This window comes from Blattabacterium cuenoti (genome assembly GCF_014251275.1).
In the GTDB taxonomy this organism is placed as follows: Bacteria; Bacteroidota; Bacteroidia; order Flavobacteriales; family Blattabacteriaceae; genus Blattabacterium; species Blattabacterium cuenoti_AG.
In genome coordinates this window covers 245,464-271,240 of sequence record NZ_CP059183.1, presented here as the reverse complement: position 1 = coordinate 271,240, position 25,777 = coordinate 245,464, and the positions used below count along the sequence as shown (strand labels likewise).

Below are 25,777 nucleotides of genomic sequence, written 5' to 3'. Positions count from 1 at the left end.
TAATTAAATGAATCTAAACATTTATTTTCGCACGTATAGCATTTTTTTCTATAAAACTTCTACGGGGTGGAACTTCATCTCCCATAAGTATAGAAAATATTTTATCTGCTTCAGAATAATTTTCTATATTTACTTTACGCAAAATTCTTTTTTTAGGATTCATAGTAGTTTCCCAAAGTTGATCTGCATTCATTTCTCCTAAACCTTTATAACGTTGTACATTAACCTTTTTTCTTCCCCCTAACTTATTAACAATATTTTCTCGTTCTTTATCACTCCAAGCATATTTATAATGAGATCCTTTTCTAGTTCTAATTAAATAAAGTGGAGGAGTAGCAATATAAATATGACCTTGTTCTATTAATGGTTGCATATAACGGAAAAATAATGTTAATATTAACGTAGAAATATGACTACCATCTATATCTGCATCTGTCATAATAATAATTTTGTGGTATCTAAGTTTTTTTATATTTAGTATTTTTTTATCTTCATCTGTTACAATAGAAATCCCTAAAGAAGTAAATATATTTTTTATTTCCTCATTATCAAATATTTTATATTGTATTGCTTTTTCTACATTCAAAATTTTTCCTCGTAAAGGTAAAATTGCCTGAAATTTTCTATCTCTTCCTTGTTTTGCAGTTCCTCCTGCAGAATCTCCTTCTACTAAATAAATTTCACAAATTTCTGGATTATTTAATGAACAGTCCGCTAATTTTACAGGTAACATACAATTTGTAATGGTAATTTTTTTTTGTATTAATTCCCTAGCTTTTTTCGCGGCTTGTCTAGCTTTAGCGGCTAACATTACCTTTTCAAGGATTTTTTTTCTATCTATTGGGTGTTCTTCTAAATAACTATTTAACATTTGTCCTACTATTTTCTCCACAATCCCACCTACTTCGTGATTACTTAATTTTGTCTTAGTTTGACCCTCAAATTGAGGATGTATTACTCTAATAGATATAATTGCGGTTAGCCCTTCTCTAAAATCGTCTCCTGTAAATTCTACTTTCTCTTTAATGGATCCAAATCGACTTACTTCAGTGTATTTCTTTAAAGTCCTTGTTAAGGCTCTTCTGAATCCAGAAAGATGAGTCCCACCTTCATGGGTATTTATATTATTTACATAGGAATAGATTTTTTCCTTAAAAGAAGTACTATATACCATTGCTACCTCTACAATTGTATTATCTTTTTCTCCTTCAATAAAAATAATATCCTTCATTAAAGGAATATGATCCTTTTCTAATATAATATAGATATATTCCTTTAATCCATTTTTAGAAAAAAATTCTTCTTTTATATTGTTTTTTTCATCTTCTATAAACAAATGTAATCCTTTATTTAAGAAAGATAATTCTTTCAATCTATTAGCTATAATTTCATAATTATATGTTATAGAAGAAAATATAGTATCGTCTGGGATATAATTAATTTTTGTACCTCTCATATTAGTTACTCCTAAGTATTTTACTGGATACATAGTATTTCCTTTAAAATATTCTTGTTGGTAAATTTTCCCATTACGATAAATGGTAACTATAAGTCTTTTAGAAAGAGCATTAACACAAGAAATTCCTACTCCATGCAATCCACCTGATACTTTATAAGAATTTTTATCAAATTTTCCTCCTGCTCCAATTTTAGTCATTACTACTTCAAGAGCAGATTTACCTTCTTTCTTATGTATTTCTATTGGGATTCCACGCCCGTTATCTAAAATAGTTATGAATCCATTTTTGTGTAGAGTTACCCATATTTTATTACAGTAACCTGCTAATGCTTCATCTACTGAATTGTCTATAACTTCGTATACTAAATGATGTAATCCTCTAATTCCTAGATCACCAATATACATAGAGGGTCTTTTCCTTATATGTTCAATTCCTTCCAAAGATTGAATACTATCTGCTGTATAATCTGTTATTTCAGTATTATTATTTTTTCGTTCCATCATAAAATATAATTTTATTATAAAATTTTCTTATTTTCATAAATTAAATATAGAAAATATAGAAAAAATATAAAAAATGTTTTTACGTGAAAATTTGGGATAAAAAAACTAATATTAATTTAGACAAAGAAATTGAAAATTTTACTTCATACAAAGACTCTAAAATTGATTTACTTCTAGCTCCCCATGATGTTTTAGGGACTATAGCACATGTTATAATGTTAAATAGTATTGGATTGATAAATGTAAAAGACTTCAAAAGTATAATTAAAGAATTAAGAAATATTTATATAAACGAAATATTAACAAACAATTTCATAATAAATGAAGGAATAGAAGATATTCATTCTCAAATAGAATTCTTATTAACGAATCGTTTAGGAGATATAGGGAAAAAAATACATAGTGGAAGATCTAGAAATGATCAAATATTAGTAGACTTGAATCTTTTTGTTCGTACAGAAATAAAAGAAATAGTTTTACTTACAAATTCATTCTTTGATTTGTTATTAAAGTTAAGTGAACAATATAAAAATATATTAATGCCAGGTTATACCCACCATCAAATAGCAATGCCATCTTCTTTTGGGCTTTGGTTCGCAGCATATGCAGAAAGTTTAATAGATGATTTACTGCTAATTCGTACTGCTTATAGAATTGTAAATAAAAATCCTTTAGGATCAGCTGCTGGGTATGGGACTTCTTTACCTTTAAATAGGAAAATGACTACTAATTTATTGGGATTTGAAGATCTAAATTACAATGTAGTATATGCACAAATGATGCGAGGAAAAATGGAAAGAATTGTTGCAGAAGCTATTTCTGCACTAGCTAGAACTCTAAGTAAAATGTCACAAGACATTTGCTTGTACTTGAGTCAAAATTTTAATTTCATTAGTTTTCCTGATCATTTTACAACTGGATCTAGCATTATGCCACATAAAAAAAATCCAGATGTTTTTGAAATAATACGAGCTAAATGTAACTTAATCACATCTATTCCCAATGAAATATCCTTAATATCTTCTAATTTATGTTCCGGATATCATAGAGACTTTCAAATAATTAAAGAAAGATTTATTCCAATGTTCGAGGAAATAAAACAATGTTTATCTATGTTCAATTATATGTTAAATCATATTATAGTAAAAGATGATATTCTTCAAGAGGATAAATATCAATATTTATTCAGTGTAGAAGTTGTGAATGATTTAGTACTAAATAAAGGATATTCTTTTAGAGAAGCCTATCAAAAAGTAGGATTGGACATTTTAAATGGATGTTTTAAACCATTACCTTTTACAAGAGTAAGTTATTCTCATGAAGGAAGTATAGGAAATTTATGTAATGCAAAAATTAAAAATTTAATGTATACTATTACACAAAAATTTGATTTCCAAAAACTAAATGAAGTTGTAAAACGATTAATTTATAGCAAAATATATTTTAATGGGACTTATAAAAATCCTATTTTTGTTGTATAAAGGGAACAGATTTTTTTTGTAACCAATTTTTTATTTTTTTATGATGTCCGGAAAAAAGTATTTTTGGAACTTTCCACCCTTTGTAAATCCTTGGTCTAGTATAAATAGGTGGGGCAATTACGTATTTTTTTTGAAAAGAATCAGTAATGATAGATTCTTTGTTTTTAATTGCTCCAGGTAATAGTCTTACTACAGATTCTATAACTACAGCCGCTGCTAGTTCCCCACCAGATAACACATAATTTCCAATAGATATTTCCTTAGAAATCAAATTATCTCTAATCCTTTGATCAATTCCTTTATAGTGCCCACAAAGAATAATAATGTTTTTTTTATATGTTAAATATTCAGCATATTTTTGTGAAAATAACATTCCATCAGGAGTCATAAAAATGATTTCATCATAATTTATTTTTTCTGATAATTTAGAAAAACATTTATAAACAGGCTCAATTTTAATAACCATTCCAGAACCTCCTCCATAAGGGTAATCGTCTACTTTTTTACGTTTTCCTATTCCATATTCTCGTAAGTCATGAACATTAATATTTACTAACCCTTTGTTAATAGCCCTTTTAACAATATAATTATAAAAAGGACCTTGAAAAATTTTTGGAGCTATGCTAACAATATCTATACGCATAATTTTTTATAGTAATATACATATTGACTAATAATCTAATAATTAAACTAATAAAAAAAAATTACCTTTGTTAATAATTTTTTAGTATGAGTTATATAGTATCTATAGTAGGACGATCAAATGTTGGGAAATCTACATTTTTTAATAGATTAGTAGGAAGAAGAAAAGCTATTGTTCATGAAACAGTAGGTATTACAAGAGATAGAATTTATGGATATTCAGAATGGAATGGAGTAAAATTTTATGTAATAGATACTGGAGGATACTCCATTAATATAAACAATATTATTGAAAAAGGAATAAACGAGCAAGTAGTATTGGCAATTAAAGAATCTTATGTTGTTTTATTTTTAGTAGATATAAAAACTGGTGTACTAAATGCAGACATAGAAATAGCAAATTTATTAAGAAAATTAGCAAAAATAATTTTACTAGTTATAAATAAAGCAGATAATGGTGTTTATAATACAGATTTTTTACGTTTAGGATTTTTTAATCATTATCATATATCAGCAATAAATGGAATGGGAACTGGAGAACTATTAGACGATTTAATAAAAATATTTCTCAAGAAACAATTTACAAAAGAAAAAAATATAATTACATCTGTTATTCCTATTCCTAGATTTTCTGTATTAGGGCGTCCAAATGTTGGAAAATCTACTCTTATTAATTCTTTCTTAGGTAGAAATCAACATATAGTAACAAATATTTCTGGTACTACAAGAGATAGTTTAGATGTAACTTATAATAAGTTTGGAGAAAAATGCATTTTAGTTGACACTCCTGGAATAAGAAAAAAATCAAAAATAAAAGAAGATTTAGAATTTTATTCCTCTGTAAGAACCATTAAAGCAATAGAATATACCGATGTTTGTTTTTTGATGATAGATGCAGTAGTTGGATGGGAAAAACAAGATATGAATCTTTTCAGATTAGTTGAGAAATATAAAAAATGTATTATAATTATTATTAATAAATGGGATTTATTTCATAAAAAAAATATTGTTATGAAACAAAAGAATTTAGAATTTTTCATTAGAAAAAAAATTCATCCATTTTATAATGTACCTATTTTTTTTATATCTGCTAAGAATACACATGGAATACAGCCACTACTTCCAATGGCATTTAATATAATGCAATTAAGTAAAAATAGATTAAAAACAAATACTTTTAATAAAATAATGTTACCAATTTTTGAAAAAACTCCACCTACTACTGTAAAAAAAAATAATAATAATAAATTTATAAAAATAAAATATTGTACACAACTACCTACTTTCCCTCCTAAATTCCTTTTTTTCTCTAATTTTCCTAAATACATAAATAAATCTTATAAAAGATTTATTGAAAATAAAATACGTTTACATTTTGGTTTTATAGGAGTTCCTATACAGATTTTTTTTAGAAAAAAATAATTTTTAAAATGCAGTGATTACACATTTAATAGGAAAATTAGTTGAAAAAACATCGTCTTATTTAATAATAGACTGTAACGGAATAGGATATTATGTTTGCATATCTTCAAATACATATTCTTTTTTTTTGAAAAAAAAAGTAGGGGAAAATGTACAAGTATATACTTATTTTTTCATCAGGGAAAATAGATATATTTTGTATGGATTTTTCGAAAAAAAAGAAAGAAAAATTTTTTCTAAATTAATAACTGTAAATGGAATAGGTCCTAATTTAGCCATTATTTTATTATCTTCTCTTACTCCAATTGAAATAGAAACGTCTATATACCATGGAAATATAGAAAAATTCAATAACGTAAAAGGAATTGGAATAAAAATAGCAAAAAGAATTATAATTGAACTTAAAGATAAAATTTCAAAAGAAATTGTTAATAAAAATAAAATAAAGGAAGAGATATTAGACATATATTATAAAAAAAAAGAAGCTTTAAAAGCTTTAAACGTTCTTGGATTTTCCGTTAAAGATTCAGAAAAAATTTTGAATAATATTTTATCAAAACATCCATATTTTTCTGTAGAACGTGTTATTAAGGAATTTTTAAAAACATTTTGAATACATATTAAAAAGTAATGTTTTTGTTTTTTTTTAAATTACATAATATCTATTATTATGGAACTTTTTTATCCTATAGTCATAGTAATTCTTTTTTTACTGTCTATATTTGATCTTATTGTTGGATTGATTAATGACGCAGTAAATTTTTTAAATTCAGCTATTGGATCTAAAGTAGCTTCTAGAAAAATAATAATGATTTTTTCTAGTTTAGGAATATTATTAGGTGCATTTCTTTCTAGTGGGATGATGGAAGTCGCAAGAAAAGGAGTATTTGACCCTTCTTATTTTTATTTTTCAGATATACTTTTTATTTTCTTATCGGTAATGATATCAGATATTATTTTGTTAGACGTTTTTAATACTTTTGGGCTTCCAACTTCAACTACTGTTTCTATGGTTTTTTGTTTATTTGGAGGAGCATTTAGTATTGCAATGATAAAAATTATATTAAATCATGAACCTTTTCATTATTTAAACCAATACGTTAAAGCAGAAAAAATATTAAGCATTAGCATAGGAATTTTTTTATCTATTATTATTTCTTTTATATCAGGATCTTTTATCCACTATTTCATACGATTGTTTTTTAGTTTCAATTATGAAAATAGATTAAGATCTACTGGTTTAGTATGGGCAGCAATTTCATTAAGTTGTATGACTTATTTTCTCATAGTAAGAGGGATGCATAGTACCTTTAATGGAGACGGATTTTTTAATAAAAATTTATCAGTAGTTTTTTTTCTAATGAAAAATTTTGTTAATTGGATCAATGATAATTTTTTTACTTTTTTTTTAATATTATTTTCTACATGGATAATTGTAGCAAAAATATTTTTGTATTTAGAATATAATATATTAAAATTTGTAGTCCTATATGGGACTTTTTCTCTTGCTATGGCTTTTTCAGGAAATGATTTAGTAAATTTTGTAGGTATTCCTATAGCTAGCATGCAATCATATAACATTTGGAAGGAAAACGGATTTCCTCCTTCAGAAAGATTTAATATGCATAATTTATCTAAAAACGTCCATGTACCATATTCAGTACTTATATGCTCTAGTATTATTATGATATTAACTCTATGGTTTTCTAAAAAAACCAAAAATATTACTATTACGGAACTTACTTTAAGCAACCAAAATAAAGAATATACGGAAAAATTTTTATCTAATTCTTTTTCCAGAGGAATTGTTAGATTTTTTTTATACTTTGGAAAAAAATTTTTCAAATTATTTCCAAAAAGGTTTTTAGTTAAAATTGAAAAAAATTTTCAGAACAAAAACATTACTAAAAAAGAAAATATTTATTTTGATTTAGTTAGAGCTTCTGCTAATCTTACTATATCAAGTATATTAATATCCATAGCTACAGTTAAAAAACTTCCTTTATCTACTACATTTGTAACTTTTATGGTATCTATGGGGACTTCATTATCAGATAGAGCTTGGGATAGAGAAAGTGCAGTGGATAGAGTCTCCGGGGTATTAAAAGTTATAAGAGGATGGATTTTTACGGGATTAATAGCTTTTACAATGGCAGGATTAGTAGCAACTTTTCTATATTTTTTTAAATACTTGGGCCTTTTTTGTATGATTTGTTTCATTGCTTTTATTTTTTACAAAAGTTATAAAAACTATTGTAAAGGGCCATATAAACATAATAAAAAAGAAAAATTATTATTAGATATTGTCAATTTAACTTTAGAAAATGCTATAAATGAAATTTTTTGCATTATTTATCCCACACTTGAATATATAGAAAGTATTTATGATAATTCTATAAAAGGAATTACAATGGAAAATTTAAAAGTTCTTAAAAAAAACAGAAATACTTTTTTAAAAGTAAAAAAAAATTTTATTAAATTAAACATTTCTTTAATTAAAATAGTCAAAATTACCCAATATAAAGACAGAAAACATCCTATTGCAGGTATTTTTTGTTTACATATATATAATAAAACAAAAAAAATTATTCAATCTTCAGATGTTATTACTAATAATACGTTATTTCATGTTATAAATAGCCATAACCCTTTAAAATTTAAACAAAAAGAAGATCTTATGGCTCTTAAATATCTTATGCTTAAACATTTTAACATAATAAAAAAAATAATAGTAGAGAAAAATTGTGAAAATGAAAAAATGCATTTTACTAGTATATTAAAAAATAAAATTATAAATAAAATAGAGGAACAAATTAATCAACAAGTAATTGGAATAATAAATGATAAATATGGGATAAAAAATACATTTTTAATATTAGATATTCTTTTAGAGTCAAAAAACATTGCAAAGAATGTAGAAGACATAATGATATTGTATTGTAAAATTATTCCTCATATTATTAAAAATAAATAATTAACATAGTGTAATAGATAATTATACTTAAAATTAAATTTATTTTATAATTTTAAAACTGCAAAAATAAAATTCTCTTATTTTATATAATAAAAATTCTTTTTTACATAGAAAGAAATGAAATATTTTTTCAAATGAATTTTTAAACAAATTATGAGAAATTAAATTTAATTGGTAGTTAATTTCTTTCATGAAAAAAATAGATATTGAAATGTATAAAAAATATTTCATTATACCTAGTATCCCACCAAAAAATTTATCAATTGGTTTTACACATGTTATCATCATAAAAAATTCAAGTATTTTTTTTGCTATATAAGTAAAAATAATTATAGAAAAAAATGAAATTATTAGAGAATATACTGTAAATAAATACTTATTTTTATTATAAAATTTAAAATATTGTAATATATTTTTTACAAATTCAAATACAAATGTTCCCTTATAAAGAATAAGGAAAAATATCATAGATATAAAAAATTGATATATTAATCCTTTTTGATAACCATTATATCCACCATATATAACTACAATTATTATAATTATGTCTAAATAAGTCATAACTATTTAATTTATTCAATAATTTATTGTTATAAAGAAAATAATATAAATTATTTTTTTTATGTATAAGAAAATTATAGAAAAAAAGTAAAGAAATGGATGATAATAGAATAGCTTTAATAAAAGAAGAAATAAAACATTATAATATACATACATTTAATGATTTAGAAAAATTTAGGATTAAATTTTTAGGAAGGAAACAAGGACTCATAAATATTTTATTAAAAAATATTAAAAATATTCCTATTGAAAACAAAAAAATATATGGAAAAATAATTAATGGATTAAAAAAAAAAGTACAAGAAAAAATTAAAAATTTTTGTTCAAATAACTATTTGAATGTTTCAAAAATGGTAGATATTGATCCTACTATTCCTGGAAAATTTTCAGAAATAGGATCAATGCATCCATTGTCCATTATAAAATATAAAATAATAGATATGTTTATGAACATTGGATATTCTTATGTAGATGGATTAGAAATAGAAGATGACTGGCATAATTTTACTGCATTGAATATCCCTGTATCTCATCCATCTAGGGACATACAGGATACATTTTTTTTGTGTAAAGATAAAAGTATTTTGTTACGGACTCATACTTCATCTGTACAAATAAGATATATGAAAAACCACATACCTCCATTTAGAGTTTTATCTATTGGAAAAGTATATAGAAATGAAACAATTTCCTCACGTTCAAATTTTATGTTTCATCAAGCAGAAGGCTTTTATATAGATAAAAAAGTTTCTTTTTCTGATTTAAAACAAACTGTACATTATCTAATACATTCTCTTTTTGGAAAAGTTAAAATAAGATTTCGTCCATCTTATTTTCCATTTACAGTACCTAGTGCGGAAATAGACATATTGTATAACAATGATTGGTTAGAAATTATGGGTTGTGGGATGATAGATCCTATTGTTTTAAAAAATGTGGATATTAATTCTGAAATATATACCGGATTTGCTTTTGGAGTAGGAATAGAACGTTTAGCTTTAATGATTTATAATCTAAAGGATATTAGAATTTATTTTGAAAATGATATTCGTTTTTTGAAACAATTTACCAGTGAATTTTAGTAAATAAAATTATTAAATTAGTTTATTTCTTTGTCTAAAAACTTCGTATAGAATAATACCACACGCAACAGAAACATTAAGAGAAGAAAATCCTTTTTTTGATGGAATTCTTACTTTTTCACAGGAAACTTTTAGGTTTACAGGAGAAATCCCTTTTTCTTCATTTCCTAATATCAAAGCAATTGGCCCAGAAAAGTCTATTTCATACCAATATATATTGGATTTTTCTGTTGCAGAAACTATTTTTAATCCAGATTGTATTAAAAATTTTATAGTATTACTAATATTTTTTTCTTTACATATTGGAATTTTAAATAAAGCTCCTGAAGAAGTTTTTATAGTATCAGAATTAATTATAGCCGTAGATTTCTTTGGGACAATTATTGCATTTACTCCTGCACAGTTAGCTGTTCGTATAATAGATCCAAAATTTCTTACATCTGTAATACGATCTAGAATTATTAAAATGGGATTTTTTTTATAAAATTTAGGAAGTAAATCTTTGATAGAATAAGTTTTTATTGGAGATATTCTTGCAAAAACTCCCTGATGATTTTTATTTTTTAATTTTGAAAAGTTATATTTTTGAATAATTTTAATATTTTTTTTTTCTGAAATGGTTATTAACTTTTTATATGCATTAGACTTTTTATTAAGTCCTTTTTGTAAAAAAAGTTTTTTAATGTTTTTTTTAGATTGTATTGCCTCTATCAATGGACGTATTCCATAAACAATATCTACTTCTTTTCTTTTCATTTTAATAAGTTATAAGATAAAAAAATTTTTCTATTTGCTTTTTTTTTTATTTTTATAAAAATTTCTCATAATAGATTCATTTAAAAAAAAACTTTTAATAAAATATCGTACTATATTTTTGCATATAAAAAATATAAAAAGTAATATTAAAAAGTATAAAATAATTCCTATTCCAAATCCAATAACATAGTTTCCAAAATATAATGATATAAGGAAACATAATAAAATACTTACTAATAGTAAAATGTTAATGCATAATATGAAAAAAAATAAATTAAAAATAATATCTGTTATTACAGAAATAAGTATTTGAATTATTTCACGTTTAAAAATACACCATTTTGTATAAAAAAATTTCCTGAAAAAAATAAACATTTTAACTTATTAAGTTCCTAATTCATCTTCTACTTGTTCTACTTGATCTATGTTATTTAGATCATTTTTAATTTTACTTTTTTTCCATCTTTCTTCAATATTTGATTTTATTTTATTTACTTGTTCTCCTATTTTATTACTAATATCTTGTAAATTATTTCTTAGTTCTTCAGTTTTTTCCCCTATTATATTTTTCATTTTATCATCTTTTTTTTTAGATAGCATAATTCCCATTATTAAACCTGCCATAGTTCCTAAAATGATCCCACAAAAAAAACTTCCTCCTTTTTTCATAAAAAAAACAATTTTATATTTATAATGAATAAATTTAATCATACAATACTTATGGGCAAAATTGGATTTATATATTTATGTTAATTAAACAAAATTTTTCTATAAAAAGATTAAATACATTTGGATTAAATGTTTTTTCTCGTTATTACACAGAAATAACTAATATAGAGGAAATAAAAAATATATTTACTAGGTTTAACTATATTAAAAAAATCTTTATAGGAAATGGAAGTAATATTCTTTTTTTAAAAGATTATTATCCAGGATTAGTTATTAGGGTTAAAATAAAAGGGAAAAAAATAATATATGAAGATGATTATAAAGCAATTGTTAAAGCTTTTTCTGGAGAAAATTGGAGTAATTTCGTAAAATGGACGATAAAAAAAGGTTTTAATGGATTAGAAAACTTATCCTTTATTCCAGGAACAGTAGGAGCATCTCCAATACAAAACATTGGAGCATATGGATCGGAAATAAAAGATTGTTTATTAAAGGTACAAGTTTATGAAATAAGTAATGGAAAAATCAAGGATTTTACACAAAAAGAGTGCAAATTACAATATAGAGATTCCATTTTTAAGAATAACATGTATAAAAATAAATTTTTCATTTTATCTGTTTTTTTTATTCTAAGAAAAAAAAAATGTAATACATTAAATACATATTATATAGAAATTCAAAAAGAATTAGAAAATATGAATATTGAAAAACCTACTAGTTATGATATAAGTAAGGCAATTTTTAATATTAGAAAAAAAAAATTACCAAATCCAATGGAAATTGGAAATGCAGGCAGTTTTTTTATAAATCCCATAGTAGAAAAAGTTTTTTTTAATAGATTAAAATTTAAGTATCCTACTATTATGGGTAATTGTATATCTAACAACAAAATAAAAATATTTGCTAGTTCTTTAATTGAAACTGCAGGATGGAAAGGAAAAAGGATAGGAAATGTGGGAGTATATAAAAAATTGCCTATAATATTAGTTAACTATGGAGGAGCTAGTGGAATGGAAATCTATCTTTTTTCAAAAAGTATCATTAAAAATATAAAAAAAAGATTTGGAATTTTTTTGTTTAGAGAAGTAAATGTTATACGATAACTATAGTAGAAATAACATTATTTTTTTTTGTGAAAAACTTTAAATAAAAAAACTTTTATGTCAATGATTATAGAAAAATCTAAAAAATATATACAAAGTAAAATTAAAGAACTACCGGTTTTAGGAATAATATTATTAGGAGTAAAATTGGATAAATTAATACAAGAAATGGAAAATACTATATGTATTTATTATGAAGAAATTCCACTTTTTCCCAATCTATATGGAAAATTTTTGTTCGGAAAGATAGAAGGAAAAAATATTGTTTTTTTGATAGAAAATTTTTTTGAAAAAAATGCAATAAATTATTTTCCTATGATTTTATGTAAAAATATAGGATTAGAAAAATTTATATTAATTAATGAATCTATTGGAGTTAATCCCAATTATAAAATTGGGGATATAATGTTCATTAAAGATCATATTAATTTTTTTCCAGAAGAAAAAAATATTAAAAATTTTTTGGGGAATAGATTGATTGACATAACAGACCCATATGATAAAAATATGCTTGATCTTGCAGAAGAAATTGCTATGAATCAAAATATTATCATTCAAAAAGGAATATATGTAGCTTTTCCATATTCCAATTATAAAACTTACTCTGAATGCGCTATGATTAGATCTGTTGGAGGTGATTGCGTAGGTATGGAAGATATAATTACATATGTTATGATAGCTAATAGATATATGAATATAAGGGTATTTTCTGTATCTATTATAAACATGATGGGAATATATGATGATCATATAGAAAAAGAAAATACAAAGGTTTATTTATTTAAAGAATTTGAAAATTCCATATCTCTTTTAACAATAATCATAAAGGAATTTATTAAATGTGGCTAATGTAAATTCATTTTTTTTATATTTAATTTATTTTATAATATAAAAAAATAAATTATAATTGATTTATAATATTATTAGTAATATCTGTAAAAATATTACTAATTTTTTCATCTTCTAAAACAGCAGGAATTCCCAAATCCGTATATTCTTGTATTTTTTGTAACATTGGGATTTCTCCTAAAAATGTAATATTCATTTTTTTAGAAAAATTTTTTACTCCGCATTTTCCAAAAAAGTAATATTTCTTTTCTTTTGAAAAAAAATATGACATGTTTTCTATAATTCCAAGTATTGGAACATAAATAGATTTCATGCGAAACATTTCTACCGTTCTAGTAACGTCTGATATGGCAATTTTCTGAGATGTACTAACTATAACAATCCCTTTTAACGAAATTTCTTGCAATAAAGATAAATGTATATCTCCTGTTCCTGGAGGTAAGTCAATAATTAAAAAATCTAATTCTCCCCAATATGTTTCATTAAAAAATTGCATAAGGACTTTAGATACCATAGGACCTCTCCATACAATAGCTTGTCCATATTTTAAAAAGAACCCTATAGAAAAAATTTTAATTCCATGAACAGTAATAGGCATCATTAAGCCATTGTTTTGTTGTAATATAGAAATATTTTTAATATCAATATTAAACATCAATGGAATAGATGGCCCATGAATATCAGCATCTAATAATCCAACATTAAATCCCATTTTTTTTAATGATATTGCTATATTAGATGCTATTGTTGATTTTCCTACCCCTCCCTTTCCAGAAGCTACAGCTATTATATTTTTTATTGAATACGTTTTTTTCAAACAGGATTGTATTTCTATTTTGATAGATATTTTTTTTTCCAAGTGTATTTGATTATTAATAGAATTAATAATATCTTTTTTTATTCTATTTTTTAGATGCATAGTAGGATTCGGTAAAATCAAGTAAATAATAATATCTTTATTTTCCAATATCTCTAATTTTTTTACAAATCCAGATTCTATAATATCTTTATTATCATTAACAATTACATTTTTTAATGCTATTTCGATTTTTTTTTTAATATTCATAATACAAATAAAATAGAACATTTTTCAACAATAATAGAAAAAACTATGAGATTAAAGAGTATGATTTGTATAAAATTTCATACAAAGATTATAGTTTTAAAATGGAAACAATACTCTGAACAATTTTTTTTAAAAAAAATTCACTTATCTAAAGAAGATAAGTTATTTTTTTGTTCTCTAACAAAAAAAAAAAAGAGAGAATTTATAGGAGTTCGTTATGCCTTAAAATGTATAGGAATAAAAAATAGAATATTATACAATAAAAAAAATAAACCTTTTTTTGAGGGAAATAAAAAATATGTTTCATTCAGTCATTCTTATGAAAAAATAGCTGTAGCTGTGAGTATTTATAAAATAGGTATAGATATAGAGAAGTTGAGAAAGGATAAAAAAATAATTAAAATAAAAAAAAAGTTCGTTAGGAAAGATGAGTTTATGTTTATTCATCCAAATTACGAAGAAGATTATCTTCACATAATATGGGGTGTAAAAGAAAGTTTATTTAAATTATTAGGCGGAACTTATTATAATTTTTTAATTAATTATAAAGTTTCTCCTTTTTGTTTAAATAAAGATTATTGTATACCATGTTGGATCATAAATAAATCATATTGTAGAAAATTTTATGCATTTTATAGGAAAATAGAAGAGCATTATCTAGTTTATATTATAGATTATAGTATATGAACAATATTTATGAAAATTATATACAATTATTTCTGTATTTTAATAATAATTTTATCTCTATCACTTTAGAGTTTTTTGCAGTTATATTTACAATAGTTAGTGTTATTTTAGCCAAAAAAAATAATATATTAGTATATCCAATAGGAATAATAAGTACTATTATCTACTGTTATTTGACTTATGTTACTGGTCTTTATGGAGATTTTATAATTAATATATATTATACAACAATGAGTATTTATGGTTGGTATATGTGGAAAAATAGAAAAGAAAAAATAATATATATTTCTTTTTGCAATAAAAAAGATTATTTACATACATTGGTTTTATTTTTAACTACTGTAATTTTAAGTACATCAATTTATTATTTTAATGGAAAATTAACATGTAATTATGATTGGATTGATGTATTAACAACTGGAATTTTTTTTTCTGGTATGTATCAAATGTCAATAAAAAAAGTAGAAAATTGGATTTTTTGGATTATTGGAAATGCAATTTCAGTTCCAATATATTTTATAAAAGGATTTTTATTTACTGCAATTTTATTTATAATTCTTTTTTTTTTAGCTGTAGAAGGATTTTTAATTTGGAAAAAAATAGCAATAAATAATATTAATTTAATTGATTCACAATATCATTGATATTATCATATTCTTTTTCTATTCCTTTTTTTAAATCTTTTATTTTTATATTTTTATTTTTTATTTCATTTTTTCCTATAATAATAACAAATGGAATGTTATTTTTATTAGCGAATCTAAACTGTTTACTTATTTTAATTTTATTAGGATACAACTGAGTGGATATTCCTTTTTTTCTCAAAATATTTATAAATTTATATGAATACAGTACTTCTTCTTCTCCAAAATTAAGAAATAAAACTTTTGAAGGATAATAACTATTTTTAAATAAATTTTTTTTCATCATAGATAAATGAATTCTATCTAATCCTAAAGAAATTCCTATTCCTGAAATATTTTTTATTCCGAATGAATTTGCTAAATCATACCTCCCACCACCACCAATTGAAAAGTGTTTCTTACTACCATAAGGAAATATTTCCCAAATTGTACCAGTATAATAGCTCATACCTCTTGCTAAAGAAATATTCCATTCCAATATTATATTTTTTAAAGAAATTTTTTCTATTGTTTTAAAAATAAATTTCAAATCTTTAATTCCTTTATTTACATTTTCAGAATTTTTAAACAATGTAGTTATATATTGTTCTTTTTCATTAAAATTTTGTTTCATATCTAAAATAAACGAAATTTTATCAAATAATTTTGATGGAATACCTTTTCTAATCATTTCTTTTTTAACTAAATCTTTTCCTATTTTATCCCATTTATCTAAAGATGTAATAAAATCTTTCCATAAATGTTGTTTTAATCCAATTATTTCTGCTAATCCTTTTAAAATATTTATGTGGTTAATATATATTTTAACAGTAAAATTTAGTTCAGTAAAGATATCATCACAAAGTTTAAGCAATTCTATTTCCTCCCATAAGGAAGAATAATATGATATAATATCCGCATCACATTGATAAAATTCCCTATATCTTCCTTTTTGAGGTTTTTCTGCACGCCATACTGGTTGTATTTGATATCGTTTAAAAGGAAAAACAATTTGATTTTTATGCATAATTACATAACGTATAAAAGGTACTGTCAAATCATATCTAAGAGCTTTGTTAGACAGATATTTAGTATAATTTTCTATTTTTAATTCATCATTTTGGACTTTTTTTAAAACATGTGAAATATTTTTTTCTAAAAAGTTACCTGAATGAAGAATTTTAAAAATTAAATTATCTCCTTCATCTCCATATTTTCCAGTAAAAGTGGAAATATTTTCAAAAGATGGAGTTTCTATAGGATAAAATCCAAAAAGTTTAAAATGATTTTTAATAATTTTAATTAAAAAATTTCTATTTATTATATCAACAGAAGAAAAATCTCTGGTTCCTTTAGGAATATTAGGATACTCCATAATAAAACAAGTGATATTGTATTTTTTTTTTCAAAATTGTATAATTATTATTCTTTACTATCTTCTTTTTTTCTAATGTGTTTTATATTTTTTTTGTTTTTGTTGTCATTTTTACATGATGAAATAGGAAAATCGAAATAGCTTTCTAAAGAATCTTTTTTATTTTTATTTTCAATCCATAAATTTGAATTTATGGATTTATCAAAAATATTTTTCTTCAATGTAAAATGTTGATTTTTATAATTATAATCCTCTTCTAAATTTTCAGAATATTTTTTTTTAGAAAAAAAAGGATCTTCTTTACTATAAGAGTATGAATTAACTTTACTAGTTATTTTTCTTTCATAAGGTTCTTCTAACCTATGAAATATTTTTTTTTCTTCATGATTAATAGCTCTTTGTACTTCTGTAGGAAATCCAGTTGCTACAATAGTTACTGATATGCTTTCTTCTAACTTTTCATCTTCTCCTATTCCCATGATAATATTTGCATTATTTCCAGCTTCTGATTGAATATAATCACTTATAATTCCAATTTCGTCTATGGTAATTTCTATTTTTCCTGAAACTATGAGAAGTAATACGTTTTTTGCTCCAGTAATTTTATTATCATTTAATAATGGAGAATCTAATGCTTGTACTACAGCATCTTTAGCTCTATTTTCTCCAACAGATATCGCTGATCCCATTACTGCAGTTCCACTTTCCTTAAGTACTGTCCTAGTATCTCTTAAATCTATATTTTGTTTATAATGATGGGTAATTACCTCAGCAATTCCTTTAGCTGCAGTAGTGAGTACTTCATCTGCTTTCGCAAATCCAGCCTTAAATCCTAAATTTCCATATAATTCCCTTAATTTATCATTATTAATTACAATAAGTGAATCTACATTTTTCCTTAATGATTCTATTCCAGTTTTTGCTTGTTTTAATCTAATTTTTCCTTCAAAATGAAAAGGTATTGTAACTATACCTACCGTTAAAATTCCTTTTTCTTTAGAAATTCCTGCAATAATTGGAGCTGCTCCTGTTCCTGTTCCACCTCCCATCCCAGCTGTAATAAAGGTCATTTTTGTATTAGAGTCTAAAACACTTTTTATTTCTTCTAAACTTTCTAATGCTGCTTTTTCTCCTACTTCTGGATCAGCTCCAGCTCCTAATCCTTCTGTAATAGAAGCACCTAATTGAATTTTTATAGGAACTGGATTATTTCTTAATGCTTGAGCATCTGTATTGCATGCGATAAAATCTACTCCATTTATTCCTTGTTCAAACATATGACTTAAAGCATTACTACCTCCACCACCAACTCCAATTACTTTTATTGCAGATGAACGGTTCTTAGAAAATCCAAATTGTTTTTTTATAAAATCTTCTTTTTTCATTGTTTATTATTCTGTATCATTCAATATTTTCCGGAATTTATCTGCCCAAATTTCAATAAAAGACTTTAATCTTGTTTTATTTTTTCTTTTCTTTAAAGAAGAATTATTTGAATTTTCATCATAATTTAACTTATATTGTTCTCTGTTATAAAATTTTTTAGTAAAAAGTTCATAATTTTGATCTTTTTCATTTTGATGTACTATAGAATCTTTTCCGTAAAAATATTTTCTCTTATCATCAAGACCTTTAATAACCAATCCTATAGCAGTTGCATACTCAGGGTTTCTTATGAATCCATTTTCTCCACCTGATATATGTTCATTAGAATAACCTATACGTACATCCATTCCCGTTATATATTCTGTCAAAGGACGAATATGTTTTAATTGTGATCCCCCACCTGTCATTACCAATCCAGCGATGAGTCTTTTTTTTTGTTCTTCATTTCCATAGTTGTTGATTTCTACATTAACATGTTCTAATATTTCACATACACGTGTATGTATAATTTGAGAAAGACGTTTCAAAGAAATTTCTTTAGGATCACGCCCTCTTAACCCTGGAATACAAACAATTTCTGTATCTTTATTTTCTCCTGGCCATGCAGATCCAAATTTTATCTTTAATAGTTCTGCTTGCCTTTCAATAATTAGGCAATCTGTCTTAATATTTTCAGTTATTACATTTCCACCAAAAGGAATTACAGCTGTATGACGAATAATATTGTCTTTGAAGATAGCAATGTCTGTAGTGCCACCTCCTATATCAACTAAAGCAACCCCAGCTTCTCTTTCTTCTTTATTCAAAACTGCTTCTGCAGAAGCTAAAGGTTCTAATGTTATTCCAGATAAACTCAACCCAGCGGCCTTAACACATCTTCCAATATTTCTAATAGAAGAAATTTGTCCTACTACAACATGAAAATTAGCTTCTAAACGACTTCCGTACATTCCTATAGGTTCACTAATTTCAGATTGACTATCTACTTTATACTCCTGTGGAAGAACATGAAGAATTTCTTCTCCTGGTAACATTACTAATTTATGCACTTGATCTATTAGTTTTTGTATATCTTTTTGATTAATTACATTTTCAAAATCTAATCTGGTAATATAATCGTTATGTTGTAAACTTCTGATATGTTGTCCTGCAATTCCAACAATAACTTCCTTAATTTTTAATCCAGAACTATGTTCTGCTTCAGATACTGCTTCCCGTATAGATTCAATAGTTTGAGTTATATTACTTACCACTCCTATATGTACTCCTATACTTTTAGATCTACCTATTCCTAATATTTCAATTTTATTATATTCATTTCTCCTTCCTACCATAGCTACGATCTTTGTAGTCCCTACATCTAAACCTATAGCTAGATCTTGATATTCCATAGACTTATCTTTTTTTTGCTACTATTTGATTTTTATATTGTAAATCAACAATTTTATATTGATCAAGACTGATTTTATTTAGATATTGTTTATAAAATGATTTTAATTTATACAATTTGTCTTTAAAATCTTTCATATTCCCTAACATAATATAATGATTTCCTATCTTTGGAATCAAAATAAATGAATTATCTTCCTTTTTTTTTATACTAATAATTTGATTTTTCAGTAAATTATCATAATTTATAAATTCCACTAATTCTAGTAAATATTTTTTTTCTTCTTTTGAAAAAGGGCCTTTAGCTAAAATTACATTTGATGAATAAAAAGGATATATCTCTAATTCTTCAGAATCTTTTGTAAGATAAAATTCTTTTTTTCCATTTTTTATTCTTAAAATTGGTTCTTTTTGTAAAATATTTATATTAATAGTTCCATCTACACTAATAAATACCTCTGATTTTTTAATAAAAGGATAATTATTTAATTTATTCTCCATTTCCAATACACATATTTCACCAATTTTATTATCAATATTTTTATATTTATTTTTATTAAAGAGAATATTTTTAATCATTTTTTCATCCAAAAAATGTTTATTATATGCTGTATTCATAATAATAATATGTAATTTTTTAATTTTTCTGTTTCTATGCATTTTTATAGAGAAAAAAATGAGAAATGTTATAAATATTATATATAATAATAAAATAAAAATAAATAAAACTTGATTTTTTTTCATGTTTTACCATATTTTTTACATAACCATTCTTTTATAGGAATAATTAAAGTATCTATATTTCCGGCTCCTATTGTAAGAATAATGTCAAAACATTTTTTATCAAGTGTTTCTAAAACTTTAGAAATAGAAGAAATTTCTTTGTTTTTTTGTATAATTTTTACTTTTTTTAATAAAGTTATGGAATTAATATCAAAATTTTTATATTCTCTAGCTTGATAAATATCCAATAAAATTAAACTATCCAAGTTCCCTAAACTTTTTGCGAAAGATTCCTCAAAAAATTTAGTACGACTAAATAGATGTGGTTGAAATATACCTAATATAGTTTTATTTGGAAAACATTTTCTTACTGTGTTAATTAATGCATTTATTTCTGTAGGATGATGTGCATAATCATCTATATATATTTTTTTTTCTGATTTGTAATGAATGGAATATCTTCTTTCAATTCCTTTAAATAAATATAAAGCTTTTCTTATTTTTTTTTCATTAATATTTAAATAATCAGATATAGCTAATGCTGCTGTTGTATTTTTTAAATTATGAATTCCAGGAATTGGCAATGGTAAATACTTAAATATTTTTTTAGGAGTATGAAAATCAAAATACCATTTATTGTTTTTTATAGTAACATTATCTGCATAATAATGTACTTTTTTTTTTACTGAATAATAAATAGCATTTTTTACTGTAAAAGATTCTTCTTCACAAATAAAGATCTTTTTATATGGTTTCTTTATTCTATTTGAAAAATTTATATAGGCTTTTTCTAAAAATTCTTTTTTAGGATAAACATCCACATGATCTTGATCAATAGAAGTAATACAAGCTATATTTGGAGATAAATGTAAAAAAGAACGATCAAATTCATCTGCTTCAACTAAGAAAAACTTGTTTCCATTCAATATTAAATTAGATTTATAATTTTCAGATATCCCACCAATAAAAGCAGTAAAATTTTTTCCAGATACATATAAAATATGACCTAACAAACTACATGTTGTAGTTTTTCCATGAGTTCCACCTATAGCAATACAAATTGAATTTTCTGTTATTAAAGATAATAATTGTGATCTTTTTTTTATATTTTTCCCATACTTTTTTAAAAAAATCCATTGCTTATAATCCTTAGGGATTGCTGGAGTATAAACAATTAAACATTTATTAGATTTTATCCATTCTGGAATTATTTTTACATTGTCATGATAATTAATTGATATACCTTCTGATTCTAATTTTTTTGTTAAAAAGGTCTCATTTTTATCATGTCCACTAACTGTTTTTCCCATAATGTGAAAATACCTTGCTAAAGAACTCATTCCTATTCCACCTATTCCTAAAAAATATAAAAAATCAATTTTATTAATATTCATATTTTCATATTATGATTCGTAAAATTTCATTAACAATATCATTTGTAGCATTTGGTTTTCCTAATTGAATAATATTTTTAATCATTTTTTTTTTCATATTATAATCCATCATTAATTTTATGGTAGAATCTACTAATTTTTTATCTAATTCCTCATTTTTGATAATTAATGCTGCTTGTTTTTCTTCCAATACTTTGGCATTTTTATTTTGATGATCATCTGAAGACCATGGAAGAGGAATTAATATACATGGTTTTCCTATAAGACATGTTTCAGATATTGTTAATGCTCCTGCCCTAGATACTATAATATCTGCTGCAGAATAACATATAGGTATTTTATCAATAAACTCCATCAAAATAATATTTGAATGATGATATATTTTATTGTTTTTTATTTCTAAATAATCATCTTTTCCTGTTTGCCATATAAATTGTATATCCAGTTTAATTAGTTTATATAAACCTTTTTTCCATGCATTATTTATGCTTTTAGAACCTATACTACCTCCTATGGATAATATTATTGGTCTTTCTTTTTTTAAACCCAAATGTAAACAAGCTTGTTTCTTGCTAGGTAATTGTAATATTTCTGAACGAATTGGATTTCCAGTTAAAATAGTTTTTTTATTTGGAAAAAAAGGTTTTGCTTGCTCATAAGCAATGCATATTTTTCTAGCATAACGAGAAAATATTCTATTTGTTAAACCAGGAAAAGAGTTTTGTTCTTGAATTAAAATAGGAATTCTATTTTTTATAGAAGCTACCAAAGTCGGAAAGCTTACAAAACCGCCTGTACCAATTACAATATTGGGAGAAAAATTTTTAATAATCTTATTTGCCAAATAAAAACTATATATTAATTCCATACATAAAATAAATCCATATACAGAAAAAAATTTATTTTTTCCACCAGAAATATAAATTTTCTTTATAGAATATCCATATTTAGGAACTTGTAGCATTTCCATATGATTTTTAGATCCAACAAATAAAATATTAGCTTTTGGAAGTTGGATTTTAATCTCATTTGCAATAGCTATACCTGAATATAAATGACCACCACTGCCTCCACATCCAATAAGTATTTTCGGAACAATTTTATGACTCATATTTCTATTTTTCATATATTACTCTACTGACACTTAGTATAATACCAAAACTAAAAAAAGTTACCCACATTGAAGTCCCACCTGCACTAATCAATGGCAAAGTTTGCCCAGTAACAGGAAATAATCCAACTGTTATACCCATATTAATTAATGCTTGATTAATTATAGGAAATCCTACAGAAATAACTAATAAAGAACAAAAATAGTTTTCTACTTTTGTAGCTATTATTATAATTCTTAATAAAATAAGCATATATATAAATAAAAGAATTACTCCTCCAAAGATTCCATATTCTTCTATAATAATAGCATAAATAAAATCTGAAGAAGACTGGGGTAAAAAGGATTTTAATACACTTTTTCCTGGCCCTCGTCCAAATTTATTTCCTAATATAATAGCAGTTTTAGATTGTTTCATTTGATAACTATCTTCATATTTATGATATAAAAATTTTTCTATACGACTTTTCCATGTGAAGACCCTATGAATTGGATTTTTATCTCCTAATTTTATAACAGAGTAAATATATATAAACGAAAATAATATTCCCATTAATAGAATTCCTATTATACCTATAAATGGATATCCACCTATGAAAAGCAAAATTAAAACGGAAAAAAATACAATTGCTGCAGTTGAACCATTAGCAGGAAAAATCAGTCCAATAATAAGGAATATTGGTAATAATAATGGAATAAAAGAATTAATAAAAGTAAAATTTACATTCTTTTTTTGAGAAAGGAATCTGGAACAATAAATAAATAAGGACAATCCAGCAATGTTAGACGTTTGAAAAGATATATTAACTATAGGAATATATAACCATCTGGAAGCATTTACTCCATTTAATTCTTTTCCTTGAATCAAAGTTAAAATTAATAAAATAAAAACTACTGGAAGAGAATATATGGAAATATTATAAAAATATTTATAGTCTATAAACTGAGTAAATAAAAGAATAATAAAACCAATAAATAAAAAAATTGCATGTTTTAATAAATAACGAAATACTATGTTTTTTTCTCCATATGTACTTACCAGATTAGCACTTGCAGAATACACTGGTAAAAAAGAAAATATAGATAATAAGGATATAAAAGCCCATATATATCTATCTCCTCTTATATATTTATTAAGAAAAATATATATTTTTATCATGAAAAACTTTTTTTACCTCTAGTTTAAATTTATCTCCTCTTTCCTTATAATTTTTAAAAAGATCGAAACTAGAACAAGCAGGAGATAATAAAATACAGTCTCCTGGAAAGGAAAAAACATAAGCCATAATCACAGCTTCTTTCATTTTTTTTGTTTCCAATATAATATCAACAGTTTTTTTGAAAAAATTAAAAACCTTTTTATTATTTTTACCTAAACAAATTATTGTTTTTACTTTACTGTGAACTAATGAAACTAATTCATTATAATCATTTCCCTTATCTTTACCTCCTACGATCCATATAATAGGTATAGTTTTTTTTATACTGTGTAATGCATAAAAAGCAGAATGGACATTCGTTGATTTAGAATCATTAATAAATTGTATACCGTTTGTATGAAAGAATTTCTCCATACGGTGTGGAATAGGTTTAAGTTTAAATAATACAGTCTTTATATATTTTTTTTGTACATCAAAAATATTGGATACAATTAAAGATGCCATAATATTATAAAGATTATGATCTCCTTCTATAGAAATGTTTTTTATACATAAACAAAAAACTATCTCATTTTTTATATTTCTAATATATATTTTATTATCCTTTATATAAGCTCCAAAATTTAATTTTTTTTTTAAAGAAAAAGGAATACGTTTAGATTTGATGAAGTATTTCTTTAATCCATTTCTAATAAATGGATCATCATAATTATAAATGAAAATGTCTTTTTCACGTTGATACATTGCTACTCTAAACTTAGAATAAATATAACTATCAAAATTATTATATCTGTTCAAGTGATCTCTTGCAATATTTAAAATAATTGCAATGTTTGAACGAAAGTTACAACAATCATCTAATTGAAAACTACTTACTTCTAATACATAAATCTTTTTTTTTTTTAAAACTTCTTTAGAAAAACTATATCCTATATTACCTGCTAATCCTACACTTAATTTTCTATCTTGTTTAAGAATTTTGTAAATAATAGTACTTGTAGTTGTTTTTCCATTACTCCCTGTTATAGTTATTATATAAGAATTTTTTTTTATAAATTTTTTTCCAAATTCTAATTCAGATAAAATAGGTATTTTAAAAGAATTAATTTTTTTTATTAATGGAATTTTACTAGATATTCCCGGACTTTTTACTATATTTTTTGCATTTTTTACTATAAATTCTTCTGAATGACCTTTTTCTTCAAAAGGTATTTTTTTTGTTTTTAAAATTTTTTTATATCTATTTTTAATTATTCCGGAATCGGATACAAATATTTTAAATCCATTTTTTTTAGCTAGTAAAGCAGCTCCTACACCACTTTCTCCACCCCCTAATATTACAATTAATCTTTTTATCATTA

Annotated in this window: 23 protein-coding genes; 9 read left to right on the top strand and 14 right to left on the bottom strand. The window is 23.7% G+C overall.

Annotated features, from left to right (window positions below; translation table 11 throughout):
* Window positions 1–13: 13 nt before the first annotated feature.
* Entirely contained in the window at window positions 14–1,963 is a 1,950-nt protein-coding gene (gyrB, locus tag H0H76_RS01275) for a DNA topoisomerase (ATP-hydrolyzing) subunit B (RefSeq protein ID WP_317168068.1), read from the bottom strand.
* A gap of 83 nt (window positions 1,964–2,046) precedes the next feature.
* On the opposite strand from gyrB, the gene argH reads away from it, so the two are divergent.
* A complete protein-coding gene (gene argH / locus H0H76_RS01270; protein ID WP_185855732.1) occupies window positions 2,047–3,444 on the top strand; it encodes an argininosuccinate lyase in 1,398 nt (465 codons plus the stop codon).
* On the opposite strand, the gene trmD is transcribed toward argH, so the two are convergent.
* Window positions 3,428–4,087, bottom strand: coding sequence for a tRNA (guanosine(37)-N1)-methyltransferase TrmD (gene trmD / locus H0H76_RS01265; protein ID WP_185855731.1), 660 nt, complete (start codon window positions 4,085–4,087; stop codon window positions 3,428–3,430). The genes argH and trmD overlap by 17 nt on opposite strands.
* A gap of 86 nt (window positions 4,088–4,173) precedes the next feature.
* On the opposite strand from trmD, the gene der reads away from it, so the two are divergent.
* The 3 genes from der to H0H76_RS01250 are packed head-to-tail and all read left to right on the top strand — an operon-like array spanning window position 4,174 to window position 8,482.
* Complete coding sequence (gene der / locus H0H76_RS01260) at window positions 4,174–5,508, top strand: ribosome biogenesis GTPase Der (RefSeq protein WP_185855730.1); 1,335 nt, start codon at window positions 4,174–4,176, stop codon at window positions 5,506–5,508.
* A 13-nt stretch (window positions 5,509–5,521) separates the two neighbouring features.
* Window positions 5,522–6,121 (top strand): Holliday junction branch migration protein RuvA, encoded by a 600-nt coding sequence (ruvA, locus tag H0H76_RS01255; RefSeq protein ID WP_185855729.1) that lies wholly within the window; start codon window positions 5,522–5,524, stop codon window positions 6,119–6,121.
* A gap of 57 nt (window positions 6,122–6,178) precedes the next feature.
* Entirely contained in the window at window positions 6,179–8,482 is a 2,304-nt protein-coding gene (locus H0H76_RS01250; RefSeq protein WP_185855728.1) for an inorganic phosphate transporter, read from the top strand.
* Window positions 8,483–8,521: 39 nt separating this feature from the next.
* On the opposite strand, the gene H0H76_RS01245 is transcribed toward H0H76_RS01250, so the two are convergent.
* A complete protein-coding gene (locus H0H76_RS01245; RefSeq protein WP_185855727.1) occupies window positions 8,522–9,043 on the bottom strand; it encodes a CvpA family protein in 522 nt (173 codons plus the stop codon).
* 95 nt (window positions 9,044–9,138) lie between these two features.
* On the opposite strand from H0H76_RS01245, the gene pheS reads away from it, so the two are divergent.
* The gene (pheS, locus tag H0H76_RS01240) at window positions 9,139–10,125 is read left to right on the top strand and encodes a phenylalanine--tRNA ligase subunit alpha (RefSeq protein ID WP_185855726.1); all 987 of its coding nucleotides are present in this window, start codon (window positions 9,139–9,141) and stop codon (window positions 10,123–10,125) included.
* 12 nt (window positions 10,126–10,137) lie between these two features.
* Here pheS and rlmB read toward each other — a convergent pair whose 3' ends face one another.
* Together rlmB and H0H76_RS01225 are read right to left on the bottom strand one after the other, a co-directional pair.
* Window positions 10,138–10,881 carry a 23S rRNA (guanosine(2251)-2'-O)-methyltransferase RlmB gene (gene rlmB, locus H0H76_RS01235; RefSeq protein ID WP_185855725.1) on the bottom strand — a complete coding sequence of 248 codons (744 nt, stop codon included), beginning with the start codon at window positions 10,879–10,881 and terminating at the stop codon, window positions 10,138–10,140.
* 384 nt (window positions 10,882–11,265) lie between these two features.
* Window positions 11,266–11,592 (bottom strand): YtxH domain-containing protein, encoded by a 327-nt coding sequence (locus H0H76_RS01225; RefSeq protein ID WP_238783900.1) that lies wholly within the window; start codon window positions 11,590–11,592, stop codon window positions 11,266–11,268.
* A gap of 35 nt (window positions 11,593–11,627) precedes the next feature.
* Between H0H76_RS01225 and murB the strand changes: the two genes are divergently transcribed.
* Window positions 11,628–12,653 carry a UDP-N-acetylmuramate dehydrogenase gene (gene murB, locus H0H76_RS01220; protein ID WP_185855723.1) on the top strand — a complete coding sequence of 342 codons (1,026 nt, stop codon included), beginning with the start codon at window positions 11,628–11,630 and terminating at the stop codon, window positions 12,651–12,653.
* Between the two features lie 57 nt (window positions 12,654–12,710).
* A complete protein-coding gene (locus H0H76_RS01215) occupies window positions 12,711–13,502 on the top strand; it encodes a phosphorylase family protein (protein WP_185855722.1) in 792 nt (263 codons plus the stop codon).
* A gap of 52 nt (window positions 13,503–13,554) precedes the next feature.
* Here the strand turns inward: H0H76_RS01215 and H0H76_RS01210 are convergent, their stop codons facing one another.
* Window positions 13,555–14,568, bottom strand: coding sequence for an Mrp/NBP35 family ATP-binding protein (locus H0H76_RS01210; protein ID WP_317168067.1), 1,014 nt, complete (start codon window positions 14,566–14,568; stop codon window positions 13,555–13,557).
* 45 nt (window positions 14,569–14,613) lie between these two features.
* On the opposite strand from H0H76_RS01210, the gene H0H76_RS01205 reads away from it, so the two are divergent.
* Window positions 14,614–15,255 (top strand): 4'-phosphopantetheinyl transferase family protein, encoded by a 642-nt coding sequence (locus tag H0H76_RS01205; RefSeq protein ID WP_238783899.1) that lies wholly within the window; start codon window positions 14,614–14,616, stop codon window positions 15,253–15,255.
* The gene (gene pnuC, locus H0H76_RS01200; protein WP_185855720.1) at window positions 15,252–15,899 is read left to right on the top strand and encodes a nicotinamide riboside transporter PnuC; all 648 of its coding nucleotides are present in this window, start codon (window positions 15,252–15,254) and stop codon (window positions 15,897–15,899) included. Before H0H76_RS01205 ends, pnuC begins: the two co-directional genes overlap by 4 nt.
* Here the strand turns inward: pnuC and hisS are convergent.
* From hisS to murD, 8 genes are all read right to left on the bottom strand, one after another.
* On the bottom strand, window positions 15,871–17,253 hold the full coding sequence (gene hisS, locus H0H76_RS01195) for a histidine--tRNA ligase (RefSeq protein ID WP_185855719.1): 1,383 nt from the start codon (window positions 17,251–17,253) through the stop codon (window positions 15,871–15,873). The two genes, pnuC and hisS, sit on opposite strands and share 29 nt — an antisense overlap.
* Window positions 17,254–17,300: 47 nt before the next feature.
* Window positions 17,301–18,638 (bottom strand): cell division protein FtsZ, encoded by a 1,338-nt coding sequence (ftsZ, locus tag H0H76_RS01190; RefSeq protein ID WP_185855718.1) that lies wholly within the window; start codon window positions 18,636–18,638, stop codon window positions 17,301–17,303.
* A gap of 6 nt (window positions 18,639–18,644) precedes the next feature.
* Complete coding sequence (ftsA, locus tag H0H76_RS01185; protein ID WP_185855717.1) at window positions 18,645–20,030, bottom strand: cell division protein FtsA; 1,386 nt, start codon at window positions 20,028–20,030, stop codon at window positions 18,645–18,647.
* Window positions 20,031–20,034: 4 nt separating this feature from the next.
* The gene (locus H0H76_RS01180) at window positions 20,035–20,688 is read right to left on the bottom strand and encodes a cell division protein FtsQ/DivIB (RefSeq protein WP_238783898.1); all 654 of its coding nucleotides are present in this window, start codon (window positions 20,686–20,688) and stop codon (window positions 20,035–20,037) included.
* Between the two features lie 80 nt (window positions 20,689–20,768).
* Window positions 20,769–22,145: a UDP-N-acetylmuramate--L-alanine ligase gene (gene murC / locus H0H76_RS01175; RefSeq protein ID WP_185855715.1), complete on the bottom strand. Its 1,377-nt coding sequence runs from the start codon at window positions 22,143–22,145 to the stop codon at window positions 20,769–20,771.
* A 4-nt stretch (window positions 22,146–22,149) separates the two neighbouring features.
* A complete protein-coding gene (gene murG / locus H0H76_RS01170; RefSeq protein ID WP_238783897.1) occupies window positions 22,150–23,271 on the bottom strand; it encodes an undecaprenyldiphospho-muramoylpentapeptide beta-N-acetylglucosaminyltransferase in 1,122 nt (373 codons plus the stop codon).
* The gene (locus H0H76_RS01165; RefSeq protein ID WP_185855714.1) at window positions 23,261–24,415 is read right to left on the bottom strand and encodes an FtsW/RodA/SpoVE family cell cycle protein; all 1,155 of its coding nucleotides are present in this window, start codon (window positions 24,413–24,415) and stop codon (window positions 23,261–23,263) included. Before H0H76_RS01165 ends, murG begins: the two co-directional genes overlap by 11 nt.
* Window positions 24,390–25,775 carry a UDP-N-acetylmuramoyl-L-alanine--D-glutamate ligase gene (gene murD, locus H0H76_RS01160; protein ID WP_185855713.1) on the bottom strand — a complete coding sequence of 462 codons (1,386 nt, stop codon included), beginning with the start codon at window positions 25,773–25,775 and terminating at the stop codon, window positions 24,390–24,392. The genes H0H76_RS01165 and murD overlap by 26 nt, the downstream gene beginning before the upstream one ends.
* Between the last annotated feature and the right edge of the window lie 2 nt (window positions 25,776–25,777).

Excerpts from the sequence above, each read along its gene's own strand:
- gyrB (WP_317168068.1), bottom strand. The coding sequence starts at position 1,963 with ATGATGGAACGAAAAAATAATAATACTGAAATAACAGATTATACAGCA.
- H0H76_RS01250 (WP_185855728.1), top strand. The coding sequence starts at position 6,179 with ATGGAACTTTTTTATCCTATAGTCATAGTAATTCTTTTTTTACTGTCT.
- pheS (WP_185855726.1), top strand. The coding sequence starts at position 9,139 with ATGGATGATAATAGAATAGCTTTAATAAAAGAAGAAATAAAACATTAT.
- H0H76_RS01215 (WP_185855722.1), top strand. The coding sequence starts at position 12,711 with ATGTCAATGATTATAGAAAAATCTAAAAAATATATACAAAGTAAAATT.
- murC (WP_185855715.1), bottom strand. The coding sequence starts at position 22,145 with ATGAATATTAATAAAATTGATTTTTTATATTTTTTAGGAATAGGTGGA.
- H0H76_RS01180 (WP_238783898.1), bottom strand. The coding sequence starts at position 20,688 with ATGCATAGAAACAGAAAAATTAAAAAATTACATATTATTATTATGAAT.
- H0H76_RS01205 (WP_238783899.1), top strand. The coding sequence starts at position 14,614 with ATGAGATTAAAGAGTATGATTTGTATAAAATTTCATACAAAGATTATA.
- hisS (WP_185855719.1), bottom strand. The coding sequence starts at position 17,253 with ATGGAGTATCCTAATATTCCTAAAGGAACCAGAGATTTTTCTTCTGTT.
- pnuC (WP_185855720.1), top strand. The coding sequence starts at position 15,252 with ATGAACAATATTTATGAAAATTATATACAATTATTTCTGTATTTTAAT.
- H0H76_RS01165 (WP_185855714.1), bottom strand. The coding sequence starts at position 24,415 with ATGATAAAAATATATATTTTTCTTAATAAATATATAAGAGGAGATAGA.
- rlmB (WP_185855725.1), bottom strand. The coding sequence starts at position 10,881 with ATGAAAAGAAAAGAAGTAGATATTGTTTATGGAATACGTCCATTGATA.
- ftsZ (WP_185855718.1), bottom strand. The coding sequence starts at position 18,638 with ATGAAAAAAGAAGATTTTATAAAAAAACAATTTGGATTTTCTAAGAAC.
- H0H76_RS01245 (WP_185855727.1), bottom strand. The coding sequence starts at position 9,043 with ATGACTTATTTAGACATAATTATAATAATTGTAGTTATATATGGTGGA.
- trmD (WP_185855731.1), bottom strand. The coding sequence starts at position 4,087 with ATGCGTATAGATATTGTTAGCATAGCTCCAAAAATTTTTCAAGGTCCT.
- murD (WP_185855713.1), bottom strand. The coding sequence starts at position 25,775 with ATGATAAAAAGATTAATTGTAATATTAGGGGGTGGAGAAAGTGGTGTA.
- H0H76_RS01225 (WP_238783900.1), bottom strand. The coding sequence starts at position 11,592 with ATGATTAAATTTATTCATTATAAATATAAAATTGTTTTTTTTATGAAA.
- murB (WP_185855723.1), top strand. The coding sequence starts at position 11,628 with ATGTTAATTAAACAAAATTTTTCTATAAAAAGATTAAATACATTTGGA.
- der (WP_185855730.1), top strand. The coding sequence starts at position 4,174 with ATGAGTTATATAGTATCTATAGTAGGACGATCAAATGTTGGGAAATCT.
- H0H76_RS01210 (WP_317168067.1), bottom strand. The coding sequence starts at position 14,568 with ATGAATATTAAAAAAAAAATCGAAATAGCATTAAAAAATGTAATTGTT.
- murG (WP_238783897.1), bottom strand. The coding sequence starts at position 23,271 with ATGAAAAATAGAAATATGAGTCATAAAATTGTTCCGAAAATACTTATT.
- ftsA (WP_185855717.1), bottom strand. The coding sequence starts at position 20,030 with ATGGAATATCAAGATCTAGCTATAGGTTTAGATGTAGGGACTACAAAG.